The 14711-nt window shown below is 31.9% G+C and carries 14 protein-coding genes and 1 pseudogene; all 15 read left to right on the forward strand.

Annotated features, from left to right (window positions below; genetic code table 11):
* The first annotated feature begins 13 nt into the window (after positions 1–13).
* Positions 14–541 carry a peptide-methionine (S)-S-oxide reductase MsrA gene (gene msrA, locus EL082_RS06580; RefSeq protein WP_103286301.1) on the forward strand — a complete coding sequence of 176 codons (528 nt, stop codon included), beginning with the start codon at positions 14–16 and terminating at the stop codon, positions 539–541.
* Positions 534–962 carry a peptide-methionine (R)-S-oxide reductase MsrB gene (gene msrB / locus EL082_RS06585; RefSeq protein WP_002466623.1) on the forward strand — a complete coding sequence of 143 codons (429 nt, stop codon included), beginning with the start codon at positions 534–536 and terminating at the stop codon, positions 960–962. The genes msrA and msrB overlap by 8 nt, the downstream gene beginning before the upstream one ends.
* A gap of 12 nt (positions 963–974) precedes the next feature.
* A complete protein-coding gene (locus EL082_RS06590; protein ID WP_002451176.1) occupies positions 975–1475 on the forward strand; it encodes a PTS sugar transporter subunit IIA in 501 nt (166 codons plus the stop codon).
* On the forward strand, positions 1475–1696 hold the full coding sequence (locus EL082_RS06595; RefSeq protein WP_002451177.1) for a YozE family protein: 222 nt from the start codon (positions 1475–1477) through the stop codon (positions 1694–1696). The genes EL082_RS06590 and EL082_RS06595 overlap by 1 nt, the downstream gene beginning before the upstream one ends.
* Positions 1697–2119: 423 nt before the next feature.
* On the forward strand, positions 2120–3577 hold the full coding sequence (locus tag EL082_RS06600; protein WP_026088912.1) for a S41 family peptidase: 1458 nt from the start codon (positions 2120–2122) through the stop codon (positions 3575–3577).
* A gap of 81 nt (positions 3578–3658) precedes the next feature.
* Positions 3659–4162 (forward strand): GNAT family N-acetyltransferase, encoded by a 504-nt coding sequence (locus EL082_RS06605; RefSeq protein WP_002466563.1) that lies wholly within the window; start codon positions 3659–3661, stop codon positions 4160–4162.
* Positions 4163–4179: 17 nt separating this feature from the next.
* Positions 4180–5253, forward strand: a complete 1074-nt coding sequence (locus tag EL082_RS06610) for an undecaprenyldiphospho-muramoylpentapeptide beta-N-acetylglucosaminyltransferase (RefSeq protein ID WP_103286302.1) — start codon at positions 4180–4182, stop codon at positions 5251–5253.
* Between the two features lie 12 nt (positions 5254–5265).
* Entirely contained in the window at positions 5266–5880 is a 615-nt protein-coding gene (locus EL082_RS06615; RefSeq protein WP_002466562.1) for a phosphatase PAP2 family protein, read from the forward strand.
* A gap of 250 nt (positions 5881–6130) precedes the next feature.
* Positions 6131–6238: pseudogene (locus EL082_RS12035) on the forward strand (hypothetical protein); the annotation flags it as partial.
* Between the two features lie 328 nt (positions 6239–6566).
* Positions 6567–7226 (forward strand): response regulator transcription factor, encoded by a 660-nt coding sequence (locus tag EL082_RS06620; protein WP_002451182.1) that lies wholly within the window; start codon positions 6567–6569, stop codon positions 7224–7226.
* Entirely contained in the window at positions 7223–8581 is a 1359-nt protein-coding gene (locus tag EL082_RS06625) for a HAMP domain-containing sensor histidine kinase (protein WP_031463981.1), read from the forward strand. Before EL082_RS06620 ends, EL082_RS06625 begins: the two co-directional genes overlap by 4 nt.
* Positions 8582–8811: 230 nt before the next feature.
* Positions 8812–11616, forward strand: a complete 2805-nt coding sequence (locus EL082_RS06630) for a 2-oxoglutarate dehydrogenase E1 component (protein WP_015365004.1) — start codon at positions 8812–8814, stop codon at positions 11614–11616.
* A 17-nt stretch (positions 11617–11633) separates the two neighbouring features.
* On the forward strand, positions 11634–12920 hold the full coding sequence (gene sucB / locus EL082_RS06635; protein WP_002466839.1) for a dihydrolipoyllysine-residue succinyltransferase: 1287 nt from the start codon (positions 11634–11636) through the stop codon (positions 12918–12920).
* 166 nt (positions 12921–13086) lie between these two features.
* Positions 13087–13926 carry an ABC transporter ATP-binding protein gene (locus EL082_RS06640; protein WP_002466851.1) on the forward strand — a complete coding sequence of 280 codons (840 nt, stop codon included), beginning with the start codon at positions 13087–13089 and terminating at the stop codon, positions 13924–13926.
* Positions 13926–14630 (forward strand): hypothetical protein, encoded by a 705-nt coding sequence (locus EL082_RS06645; RefSeq protein ID WP_002466846.1) that lies wholly within the window; start codon positions 13926–13928, stop codon positions 14628–14630. The genes EL082_RS06640 and EL082_RS06645 overlap by 1 nt, the downstream gene beginning before the upstream one ends.
* The last annotated feature ends 81 nt before the right edge of the window (positions 14631–14711 follow it).

The raw sequence follows: 14711 nt of genomic DNA on the forward strand, positions 1-14711 counted from the left end.
AGGAGGCAATCAAATGGCTTATGCAACATTAGCTGGCGGTTGTTTTTGGTGTATGGTTAAACCATTCACATCATATCCTGGCATTGAATCAGTAGTCTCTGGATATAGTGGTGGTCATGTAGAAAACCCTACTTACGAACAAGTATGTACTAATCAAACTGGACATGTAGAAGCTGTCCAAATTACTTATAATCCAGAAATAACTTCATTTGAAAATATATTAGATGTTTATTTCAAGACATTTGATCCAACAGATGATGGCGGTCAATTTTTCGATCGAGGTGAAAGTTATCAACCTGTCATCTTTTACCATGACGAAGAACAGCGTAAAGCTGCCATCTTAAAGAAACAACAACTTGATGAACAAGGTATTTTTAAGAAACCGGTTATTACACCAATCAAACCATATAAAAATTTCTATCCTGCAGAAGATTATCATCAAGATTACTATAAAAAGAATCCTATGCATTATGAACAATACCAACGTGGTTCAGGCAGAAAAGCATTTATAGAAACACATTGGGGGACTCAACATGATTAAAAAGAATAAAGACGAACTTAATGATATGGAATATCTAGTTACCCAAGAAAATGGTACCGAGCCACCATTTCAAAATGAATATTGGAATCATTTTGAAAAAGGTATTTATGTAGACAAACTTTCAGGTAAACCATTATTTACGTCTGAAGAAAAATTTGAATCTGATTGTGGATGGCCAAGTTTTTCAAAAGCTATTGATAATGACGAAATCATTGAATTAGTAGATAAAACGTTTGGTATGATTAGAACAGAAGTACGTTCTGAAGATGCCAACAGTCATTTAGGCCATGTGTTTAATGATGGTCCGAAAGATAAGGGTGGATTAAGATATTGCATCAACTCAGCAGCAATTCAATTTATTCCTTATGATAAATTAGAAGAATTAGGTTACGGTGACTTAATACAACACTTTGAGAAATAGGAGTGAAACACTATGTTTAAAAAATTATTTGGTAAAGGTAAAGAAGTAGATAAGAATATTCAAATTTATGCGCCACTATCTGGAGAATATGTAAAAATCGAGGATATCCCAGATCCAGTTTTCGCTCAAAAAATGATGGGAGAAGGTTTTGGTATTAATCCAACTGAAGGTACTGTAGTATCTCCAATTGAAGGTAATGTAGATAATGTATTCCCTACAAAACATGCAATTGGATTAAAAGCAGAGAATGGTCTTGAATTATTAGTGCATATCGGTTTAGATACTGTTCAACTTGATGGAGAAGGCTTTGAAGTACTTGTAGACAGTGGAGACACAGTTAAAGTTGGAGACCCAATCATCAAATTTGATGTTGAATATATTAGAAACAATGCAAAATCAGTTATTTCTCCAGTTATTATTACAAACTCTGATCAAACAGCATCTATTCACTTTGAAGACGTTAACGCAGTTGTTAAAGGTGAAACAAAAGTTATTGATGTGACAATGAACTAATGAAGAATTATTCATTTTATCAATTTGCTATGACAGTTAGAGGTAGAAAAGATGATAAAGGGCGCTTAGCTGAACAAATTTTTGAAGATTTAGCCTTTCCGCGTCATGAGAATGATTTTAATACTCTTTCTGACTATATTGAAACACATGGAGATTTCACATTATCTATGTCCGTTTTTGATGATTTATACGAAGAATATACTGAATGGTTAAAATTTTAGCATTTACATTTAAAGAGGTCGGGACGTAAGCGTTTAAGATTTGAATTGCTTAAAACGATAAAATAATGATAGTACAATACTTATTAAATCGTGAGCGCAATTCTTTCAATACTGCTTTTTAGATACCGTTACATTGGTATCAAAAGCATTAAACCTTAATGTCTCAACCTCTTTTCTTTTATTCTGCTATATTGCAGCTAATATACAAATATAGCCTGTGCTATAACCGTTGATATTTCAGTTGATTTTCCAAATTAATCCATACATACTATAAGTATCTTTTTGTAAATCAAATCGCTAGTTAAATAAAAAGCAACATACTAAAATAATAATGTATTATCAATGTTTCAATTGAATACATCAATTTGAATGGTCACCAAAGATTAAGGGAGTGATTATGTGACGAATGATAAAGACGAACAAATCGAACAAGATCAACAAGATGTAAAACAGCAGAAAAAGAAAGATAAAGCTAAAAAGAAAATTCATCTTAAATTATGGCATTTGATTACACTCATTATTGCTATTATTTTAATTACTGCCGCTATTACTGTAGCAGCTACATTGTTAATTAGTCACCAAATGAGTGGATTGAATAAAGAACAACGTGCTAATTTACATAAAATTGAATATGTATATAAAACATTAAATAAAGATTACTATAAAAGTGAAAAATCCGATAAACTTTCTCAAGCAGCAATAGATGGGATGGTCAAAGAATTAAAAGATCCTTATTCAGAGTACATGACAAAAGAACAAACCCAATCATTCAATGAAGGTGTGTCTGGTGATTTTGTAGGTATCGGAGCAGAAATGCAAAAGAAAAATGATCAAATCAGTATTACAAGTCCAATGAAAGGTTCTCCTGCAGAAAAAGCAGGCATCAAACCAAAAGACGTGGTTACTGAAGTTAATCATAAATCAATCAAAAATAAACCACTTGATGAAGTTGTAAAAATGGTACGTGGTAAAAAAGGTACCAAAGTGACATTAACGATTAAACGTGGCTCAGTTGAAAAAGATATTGCCATTAAACGTGATACAATCCATGTTAAAAGCGTTGAATACGAGAAGAAAGACAATGTTGGTGTCATTACAATCAACAAATTCCAAAACAACACATCAGGTGAATTGAAAAATGCGATTAAGAAAGCTCATAAACAAGGTATTCGTAACGTCGTATTAGATTTACGAAATAACCCTGGAGGATTATTAGACGAAGCAGTTAAAATGGCTAATATATTCATTGATAAAGACAAAACAGTTGTCCAACTTCAAAAAGGTGACGACAAACAACAGCTTAAAACTGAAAACGATCCTCTAAAAGAAGCAAAAGATATGAAAGTGTCGATCTTAATCAATGAAGGTTCAGCAAGTGCATCAGAAGTATTTACTGGCGCCCTCAAAGATTATCATAAAGCAAAAGTATACGGTTCTAAGTCATTTGGTAAAGGAATTGTACAAACAACTCGTGAATTCAATGACGGTTCATTATTAAAATATACTGAAATGAAATGGTTAACGCCTGATGGTCATTATATTCACGGTAAAGGTATTAAACCTGATGTTGAAATTGCTACACCTAAGTATCAATCATTAAGCGTTATTCCTAATGATAAAACGTATAAGTTAGGAGATAACAATAAACATGTCAAAACAATGAAAATTGGTTTAACAGCGCTTGGTTTCAAAGTAGATAATGAATCTAAATCATTTGATACAAGTTTAGAGTCAGCAATTAAAGCATTCCAAAAAGACAATGATTTAACTATTAATGGTGAATTTGATAAGGAAACAAATGATAAGTTTACTCAAAAATTAGTAGAAAAATCTAATAAAAATGATACCGTTTTAGATCAACTACTTAAGAAGTTAAAATAAGTTTAAAATGATTTAAAAGCGTGAATTTAAAGATAAGAGCATTTAACTAACAAACATAAATACAAAGAGGTGTTTTAGATTATGATTAGATTAGCAACGAAAAAAGATCTTTCTAATATTGAAAAATTAGTAGAAGAAGCAAAAGAAATAATGGAGAAATTCAACAATAATCAGTGGGATGATAAATACCCTGTAACTGAACATTTTGAAGAAGATATCGAATCTGAAACACTTTATGTATTAGATGTAGATAATGAAATTTATGGCTTTATTGTCATCGACCAAAATCAGTCAGAATGGTATGATGAACTAGAATGGCCAATCGATCGTAAAGGTGCATACGTAATCCACCGCTTAGCTGGTTCACAATCTTATAAAGGTGCAGCAACCGAGTTATTCCAATTTGCTGTTGATTTGACAGAAGATCATGGTGTACATGTTATTTTGACAGACACGTTTGCGCTTAATAAACCAGCACAAGGATTATTTGAAAAGTTTGGATTTACAAAAGTAGGCGAAGCTGAAATTGATTACCATCCATTCGATCGTGGTGCACCATTTTACGCATATTATAAAAACATATAAGAATAGAGGTTATATTTATGACTAAAATTGCATTTACCGGAGGCGGAACGGTTGGACACGTTTCAGTCAATTTAAGTCTAATCCCTACTGCAATAGACAAAGGGCATGAAGCGTTTTATATTGGTTCTAAAAATGGTATCGAAAGAGAAATGATAGAATCACAATTACCTAATATTGCATACTATCCTATTTCAAGCGGTAAATTACGTCGCTATCTATCATTAGAAAATGCGAAAGATGTATTTAAAGTTTTAAAAGGTGTGCTAGATGCACGTAAAATCTTGAAAAAACAAAAGCCAGATTTACTATTCTCAAAGGGTGGGTTTGTATCTGTACCTGTTGTTATTGCTGCACGTTCTTTAAAAATTCCTACCATCATTCACGAATCTGATTTAACACCTGGCTTAGCAAATAAAATTGCATTAAAATTCGCTAAGAAAATCTATACAACATTTGAAGACACATTAAACTATTTACCAAAAGATAAAGCAGACTTTGTAGGTGCGACAGTACGTGAAGATTTAAAACAGGGAGACCAACAACGTGGCTATCAATTAACTGAATTTAAACCAGATAAAAAGGTCTTACTTGTTATGGGTGGTAGCTTAGGCAGTAAAAAATTAAATGATGCTATTCGTGAAAACCTAGAAGCATTATTACACCAATACCAAGTCATACATTTAACAGGTAAAGGTTTAGTAGATGATTCAATTAAAAAAGAGGGTTACGTTCAGTTTGAATTTGTTAAAGATGATTTAACAGATTTACTTGAGATTACTGATACAGTTGTGAGTCGTGCAGGTTCAAATGCTATTTATGAATTCCTGACGTTACGAATTCCAATGCTATTAATTCCACTTGGACTTGATCAATCTCGTGGAGATCAAATTGATAACGCAAAAAACTTTGAGTCTAAAGGTTATGGTAAAGCCATTCCTGAAGAAGAATTAACGCAAGTAAGATTATTAGAAGAGTTGAATCACATTGAAACAAACCGTGATGATATCGTTAAACAAATGCAAACATATAAAGAAAGTTATACTAAAGAAGATTTATTCGATAAAATAATCAAAGATGCTTTAGATAATTAGGGGGACAATGTAATGAGTCGATTAAAACGAATTTCATTACTTATCATTTTTACTTTGATATTTGGAATCATAGCATTCTTCCATGAATCACGCTTAGGTAAATGGATAGATAATGAAGTTTACGAGTTCATTTATGCATCAGAAAGTTTTATTACAACTTCAATCATGCTTGGCGCTACCAAACTAGGTGAAGTATGGGCTATGGTTTGTTTATCATTAATGCTTATTGCATATTTAATGTTAAAACGACTTAGAATTGAAACATTATTTTTTGTTATTGTGATGAGCTTATCAAGCATATTAAACCCCGTTTTAAAAAATATCTTTGATAGAGAACGACCAACATTATTACGTTTAATTGATATTACTGGTTTCAGTTTCCCTAGCGGTCATGCAATGGGATCAACTTCTTATTTTGGTAGTATCATTTATATCTTGAACAGAACTGATTCTGGTCTATCTAAAGGCATTTTAATTGGGTTAGCAGCGTCACTCATTTTGATGGTATCAATATCCCGTGTATATTTAGGGGTACATTATCCAACTGATATTATTGCAGGTATCATTGGTGGTTCATTTAGTATTGTATTATCAACACTAATTTTAAATAATAAATTGGCAGAATAATATTAGATTATAAAGCACCACATTTCCATAATTTGAAATGTGGTGCTTTCATTTATCATCAATTGATTTTACTAATTTATAAAACTAGAGCCCTCTAATTCTTTTAAATTGTTTACTGAACTAAAAAAGCAGTAAACCTCAAGTGTCTAAAGGTCTACTGCTTTATTAAAACGTTTTTCAACGTTAGTCTTTTACGGGCATATAAAAGGGGATTATATGAAAATGACCAATCCTTAAGAACGAAATATATGTGGGGGGGAAAGTTCTTTTTGGTATTGATAATCATTTTCAACTATTATTATACATGAATGAGAATCATTGTCAATTAGAAATAACGAAAAATGATGAACTATTTATAAATTATTAACCATCATCAATTTTTGACATTACGAATACTTGAAATAATAATAAAATACTTCTCAATACCTACCATTTAACGATTGAAAATATGATAAAATTTAGTTAAGAAGACAATTAATGGGTTATACACAAAGAGACAAACACATATGAATAAAGTCATCTAATTAATCATTGAGATTTAGATTCATAATTTTATGAAAGCAATGACTTGCTTTCAAAATCAGATGTCTACATTTACATCAATGAACATAAAAAGATATATAAATCATTCATATGTTAAATGTATTTATTTAACATTGTGTATAACCATATTAAGAGGTGCAAAGATGACAAACATTTTAATTGTAGAAGATGAAAAGAACTTAGCTCGATTTATTGAACTTGAACTAACTCACGAGAATTATCAAGTCGATATTGAAAATGATGGTGCTACTGGTCTAGATAAAGCACTGAATAAAACTTATGATCTCATTATTTTAGATCTAATGTTACCCAATATAAATGGATTAGAAATATGTCGTCAAATTCGTCAACAACAAACAACACCGATTATCATCATTACCGCTAAAAGTGATACTTATGATAAAGTTGCAGGTTTAGATTATGGTGCTGATGATTACATTGTTAAACCATTTGATATTGAAGAATTACTTGCTCGTATTAGAGCTATACTTCGTCGTCAACCTAAAAAAGATACGATTAATATTAATGGCATTATTATAGATAAAGAAGCTTTTGAGGTTACAGTAGATGGCACTCAATTAGATTTAACTAAAACTGAATATGACTTATTCTATGTGTTAGCAGAGAACAAAAATCATGTATTACAACGTGAACAAATATTGAACCATGTATGGGGATATAATACTGAGGTTGAAACGAATGTCGTAGATGTCTATATCCGATATTTAAGAAATAAACTCAAACCGTTTGGTAAGGATAAAGTAATTGAAACAGTACGTGGCGTAGGGTACGTGATTCGATGATGAAACAACGAAAACTCAAATATAAATGGATGTTAATCACAACATTTATAACTTTTATCACAATCGTTTTATTCTGTTTGGTTATCATCTTCTTTTTAAAAGATGCTTTGCATGATAGTGAGCTAGACGAAGCTGAACGTAGTTCTGACGATATTATCAATTTATTCCACGCCAAACCATTAGATGAAATATCGGCCTTGGATTTAAATGCTTCTTTAGAAAACTTTCAAGAAGTAACTATTTTTAATACTAAAGGAAAAAAATTACTACAAACAACAAATGAAAATTTACCTTCTGTACCTTCTAATATCGGCCTTTCACATCCTGAAAGAGTCAAAATTATCAAATACAAAGGCGTTGATTATCTAGCAATCACAGAACGTATCCATACTAAAAATTTTAATGGATATAGCGTATTAATACATTCATTAGAAAATTATGAACATCTTGTACAATCTTTATATATTGTAGCCATTGCATTCGGTTTAATCGCTACAATCATCACAGCTATAGTAAGTTATATTGTCTCGTCACAAATCACTAAACCCATCGTAACTATGTCTAACAAAATGAATCAAATTCGGCGAGATGGTTTCCAAAATAAGTTAGAGTTAACGACTAACTATGAAGAAACTGATAATCTCATCGCTACATTCAATGAGATGATGTTCCATATCGAAGAAACATTTAATCAACAACGGCAATTTGTCGAAGATGCATCCCATGAATTAAGAACACCATTACAAATTATTCAAGGTCATTTGAATTTAATTCAACGATGGGGTAAAAAAGATCCAGCCGTGTTAGAAGAATCACTTAATATTTCTTTAGAAGAAATGAATAGAATTACTAAATTAGTTGAAGAATTATTATTATTAACTAAAGACAATGTTAAAAGTGGCCAACTAGAAAAAGAACTCGTAGATATCAATTCTGAAATATTATCTAGAGTCAAATCACTCAAACAATTGCATCCGGATTATACGTTTGATGTTGAACTAGATGAAAAACCTTTAAAACTTAAAATGAACCGTCATCAGTTTGAACAACTCATTTTAATATTTATAGATAATGCAATGAAATATGATACTGAAAATAAATTAATTCAGATCAAGACTCAACTTAAAAACAAACAAATTAGCATAGAAATTACTGACCATGGTTTAGGTATTCCAAAGCAAGACTTGGAATTTATATTTGACCGTTTTTATCGTGTAGATAAATCTCGCGCTCGTAGCCAAGGTGGTAATGGTTTAGGTCTATCAATTGCTGATAAAATCGTTCAATTAAACGGGGGATTTATTCATGTAGAAAGTGAAGTTGATCAATATACAACATTTAAAATCATATTTTAATAACCCCAACCAGAATTAAATTTCTATCTCAATCACGCTATTTTGTATACCTAATTAAGCTTTTAGTTTACATCTTTAAAGTCAACATTTTAATATAATTAAATTAATGCAGAACCAAATTTTTCTTGGTTCTGTTTTTTTACAATAATAGGTAAATCCACTTTAACAAAATTTGAAATAATGCTATTATTGTCTTGTAAGCGTTTCAACATTTTTGTGGAGGGTGTAATATGACAAAGGACAAGAGAGAAGTTACAGAGGCACCTGTAAACTTCGGCGCAAATCTAGGGTTAATGCTAGATTTATACGATGATTACCTACAAGATCCATCATCTGTACCCGAAGATTTACAAGTCCTATTTAGTACAATTCAAACAGGGGAAGCTCATATCGAAGCTAAACCAGCCGCTAATGAGGGTGGTTCACAATCTGGTGACAGTACAATTAAACGTGTCATGAGATTAATCGATAACATTAGACAATACGGACATTTAAAAGCAAATATATATCCAGTCAATCCTCCAGAGCGTAAAAATATACCTAAATTAGAAATAGAAGATTTCGATTTAGATCAAGCTACTTTGGAAAATATCTCAGCTGGAATCGTATCAGAACATTTTACTGATATTTACGATAATGCATATGAAGCTATTGTTCGTATGGAAAAAAGATATAAAGGTCCTATTGCGTTCGAATATACGCATATTAATAACAATAAAGAACGTGTATGGTTAAAACGTCGTATCGAAACACCATATAAAGCAACATTAAATAATAAACAAAAAACTGAATTATTTAATAAATTGGCTCATGTCGAAGGTTTCGAGAAATATTTACACAAAAACTTCGTTGGTGCAAAACGATTCTCTATTGAGGGCGTCGATGCTTTAGTACCAATGCTACAACACACGATTACACTAGCTGGTGAAGCTGGTATTAAAAATATTCAAATTGGTATGGCACACCGTGGTCGTTTAAATGTACTGACTCACGTATTAGAGAAACCATATGAAATGATGATTTCAGAGTTCATGCATACTGATCCTATGAAGTTCTTGCCAGAAGATGGTAGCTTAGAATTAACTGCTGGTTGGACTGGTGATGTGAAGTATCACTTAGGTGGCGTGAAAACTACAGATTCATACGGTATTGAACAACGAATCGCTTTAGCAAACAACCCAAGTCACTTGGAAATTGTAGCGCCCGTTGTTGAAGGTCGTACTCGTGCTGCTCAAGATAATACGCAACAAGCAGGCGCACCACAAACTGACTTCCATAAAGCTATGCCAATCATTATTCATGGTGATGCTGCTTATCCTGGTCAAGGTATTAACTTTGAAACAATGAACTTAGGTGATTTAAAAGGCTACTCAACAGGTGGTTCTTTACACATCATCACAAACAACCGAATTGGTTTCACAACTGAACCAACAGATGGCCGTTCTACAACATACTCAACAGATGTGGCTAAAGGTTATGATGTTCCAATTTTACATGTTAATGCTGACGACGTTGAAGCAACAATTGAAGCTATTGATATCGCAATGGAATTCCGTAAAGAGTTCCATAAAGATGTTGTCATCGACTTAGTAGGTTATAGACGTTATGGTCATAACGAAATGGATGAACCGTCAATTACAAATCCATTACCATACCACAATATCCGTAAGCATGATTCAGTAGAACTTGTTTATGGTAAAAAATTAGTGGACGAAGGCATTATTAGTGAAGATGAAATGAATCAAGTCATTGATAGTGTTCAAAAAGAAATGCGTGCAGCACATGATAAAATTGACAAATCAGATAAAATGGACAATCCAGATATGGAAAAACCAGAATCCTTACAACAACCACTTAAGAGTGATGATAAAGAGTTCACATTTGATCACTTAAAAGAAATCAATGACGCGATGTTAACATATCCTGAAGGATTCAATGTGTTGAAAAAATTAAATAAAGTACTTGAAAAACGTAAAGAACCATTTGAAAAAGAAGATGGTTTAGTAGATTGGGCACAAGCGGAACAACTTGCTTTTGCAACGATTTTACAAGATGGTACTTCTATTCGTTTAACTGGTCAAGACAGTGAACGTGGTACATTCAGTCATCGTCATGCAGTACTACACGATGAAGAAAATGGTGATACATTCACACCATTACATCATGTACCTGATCAAAAAGCATCATTCGATATTCATAATTCACCATTATCAGAAGCAGCTGTTGTTGGTTTTGAATATGGTTACAATGTCGAAAATAAAGGTAGCTTCAACATTTGGGAAGCACAATATGGGGACTTCTCAAATATGGCTCAAATGATGTTTGATAACTTCTTATCAAGTGCGCGAGCAAAATGGGGCGAACGTTCAGGTTTAACATTATTCTTACCTCATTCATTTGAAGGTCAAGGTCCAGAACATTCATCAGCACGCCTTGAAAGATTCTTACAACTTGCAGCAGAAAACAATAGCACTGTAGTTAACTTATCAAGTGCAAGTAACTACTTCCACTTACTACGTGCGCAAGCAGCAAGCCTAGATTCTCAAGAAATGAGACCTTTAATTGTTATGTCACCGAAAAGTTTATTACGTAACAAAACAGTTGCTAAACCAATTAATGAGTTTACGACTGGTGGTTTCAAACCGATCATTGCTGAAGATTATGAAGCTAATAAAGTTAAAAAAGTAATATTAGCTTCAGGTAAAGTATTTATCGACTTAAAAGAATATTTAGCTAAAAATCCTGACGAATCTGTATTACTTGTAGCAGTTGAAAGATTATATCCATTCCCTGAAGAGGAAATCCAAGAAATTTTCGATCAACTACCAAATCTTGAATCAGTATCATGGGTACAAGAAGAACCTAAAAACCAAGGTGCATGGTTATTCGTTTATCCTTACCTAAGATCATTAGTTGGTGATAAATACGATTTAAGTTACCATGGAAGAATCCAAAGGGCAGCACCAGCTGAAGGTGATGGAGAAATCCATAAACTTGTTCAAAATAATATTATTGAAAGTAGCATTACTAAATAAATAGGGGGAAATTCAAAATGCCAGAGGTTAAAGTTCCAGAATTAGCAGAATCAATTACAGAAGGTACCATTGCAGAGTGGTTAAAAAATGTTGGGGATAGCGTAGATAAAGGTGAAGCTATTCTTGAATTAGAAACAGATAAAGTAAACGTAGAAGTTGTGTCAGAAGAAGCAGGTGTCTTATCAGAACAACTTGCTAACGAAGGCGATACAGTTGAAGTAGGTCAAGCTATCGCAGTTGTTGGTGAAGGTAGTGGTAATGCATCAAGTGGTTCATCAGATAATCAAACTCCACAAAGTAATGATGAAACTAATAAAGACGATCAACAATCTAAAGAGACTTCTCAACCATCAAACGATAATCAATCATCTGATCAATCACAAGATGATTCAGCTAATAACCAACGTGTGAAAGCAACACCTTCAGCACGCCGTCATGCTCGCGCTAACGGTGTTGACTTAAGTGAAGTTGCTGGAAAATCTAATGACGTTGTTAGAAAAGAAGATGTAAACAACAGTCAAAACCAAGCTCAACAATCATCTCAAAATGATAACAAACCTTCTGGTAATGAAGCTAAAAAATCTAGTGACAAACCATCTAAACCAGTTATTCGTGAAAAAATGTCACGCAGAAAGAAAACTGCTGCTAAAAAATTATTAGAAGTATCTAATAACACAGCAATGTTAACAACTTTCAATGAAGTTGATATGACAAATGTTATGGATTTACGTAAACGTAAAAAAGAACAATTCATCAAAGACCATGATGGTACTAAATTAGGTTTCATGTCATTCTTCACAAAAGCTGCAGTAGCTGCACTTAAAAAATATCCAGAAGTTAACGCTGAAATTGATGGCGAAGACATGATTACTAAACAATACTATGATATCGGTATCGCTGTATCTACTGATGACGGTTTATTAGTACCATTCGTAAGAGATTGCGATAAGAAAAACTTTGCTGAAATCGAACAAGAAATCGCTAATCTAGCTGTCAAAGCTCGCGACAAAAAATTAGGCTTAGATGACATGGTTAACGGTTCATTCACAATTACAAATGGTGGTATCTTCGGTTCAATGATGAGTACACCAATTATCAATGGTAGTCAAGCTGCTATCTTAGGTATGCACTCAATCATTACTCGTCCAATTGCAATTGACAAAGATACTATCGAAAACCGTCCAATGATGTACATCGCATTAAGCTATGATCACAGAATTATTGATGGTAAAGAAGCAGTAGGATTCTTAAAAACAATCAAAGACTTAATTGAAAATCCTGAAGATTTATTATTAGAATCTTAATTCAAAAGACTAAATTTGAATATAACTAAAGAACCAACGGTGAAATGAATCACCGTTGGTTCTTTATGTATTAATTAATACTTAGGTAGTATATGATTTTACGAAAATGAATGATACGCTTACTTTAAAGATTAAGCTAACAATCATTTTAAATGGGGGTGCATTGATGACAACTGAGGCAATTGTTGCAAATCACATATCAAAATCAATCAATCATAAAGAAATTATAAATGATCTATCGATAACCATTCCAAAGCATAGTATGACTCATATACAAGGGCATAATGGTTCAGGCAAAACAATCACATTACAATTACTTGCACAGCTTATCAGTCCTAGCAAAGGCAATATTAAAGTTAACGGCCGTATCAGTTATGCACCTGATTATCTTCCAAATGATTTAAATTTAACTGTAAGAGAATATCTATCATTTATTCGACATCTCAATCATTTACATATCAATGATCAATATTTAAATAATATGATTTCAAATATGCATCTTGAACCATTTCTCTCACATAGATTAAAAAATTGTTCAAAAGGAACACAACAAAAGGTAAATCTTATTCAATGTCTAGCATCAAAAGCAGATATATACTTATTAGATGAACCATTTAATGGACTTGATGAGTCATCTTTAGCTTATTTACTGTCACAACTTAAGTTATTAAAAAATAAAGCAACGATCATATTAACTGCTCATGATTCGCTTATTTATCATCACATCATCACTCATACATTTGATCTCGAAAGCCAAGAATTAAAAGAAATAACAACTACGATGTCAAAATACAAAATAATTAGTTTTAACATAGATAATATAGAAAATAAAGAAGATTTAATCTACCACTTCAAAATGAAACATGACACTACTATTTTAAAAAATACTAATAATACTAATTACATTAAATTAAAAGTACCTGCAAAAGAGACCAATGTCGTTTTAAAAAAGTTAATTCATAAGAACGTAACTATTGATTCCGTTATTAACGAGGAGGGTGATTAATGCGTTTTACAGCTTATCAATTCAAAAAATTAATAAGATCATACACATTTATACCTCCCTATATCGTTTATATGATTTGGATAGCTATGCTTTATGTTTATAGTGGGCAATCTATTTTATCAAGCTATGCATCATCAACTATTGTGTTATTAGCTGTATCAGCATGGTTAACGATTAATATATATCAATTAGAAAATAATAAAGAACGACAGTTATTATTTATACAATTTAACTCTAAACTCAAATATCTGACACATAAGTTATATTTTAGCATTATGACATTACTACCTTTAATCATTTTTTCAATACTTTATCCAATTCTATTCAATCGATTTTCAGAAAAAATGTCTATCATACATTTGACTCTGGCATTATATTTACATGTTATTGTTGTCATTTTTGGTGTGTTAATCGGTACCTTTATTTGTATTCAAAATGTCATGTCGAGAAAGTACAGTTGGCTATTATTGATTCTAATCATTCTATTATCTATAATGCGACACACCATCATTCTAAGCGTACCAGCTACAAAATATATATTATGGCTCATACCACCAGTAGGTGACTTCATTCAAATATACCAGTATTCTCTAAACCAACTGATCACATTCCATTTTTTATTCATTAGTTTATGGATTGCTATTTATATCTTCATTTTCACTTTAGGATTGTATTATTTATTTTCTAAAACAGAATATTTGTAAAATCTAGCATGAATAATCAGAAAAAAGCCAGTAAACGGGTCTTTAAAAACTCATTTACTGGCTTTATCCATGTTAAATATC

This window comes from Staphylococcus warneri, from assembly GCF_900636385.1.
Lineage (GTDB): Bacteria > Bacillota > Bacilli > Staphylococcales > Staphylococcaceae > Staphylococcus > Staphylococcus warneri.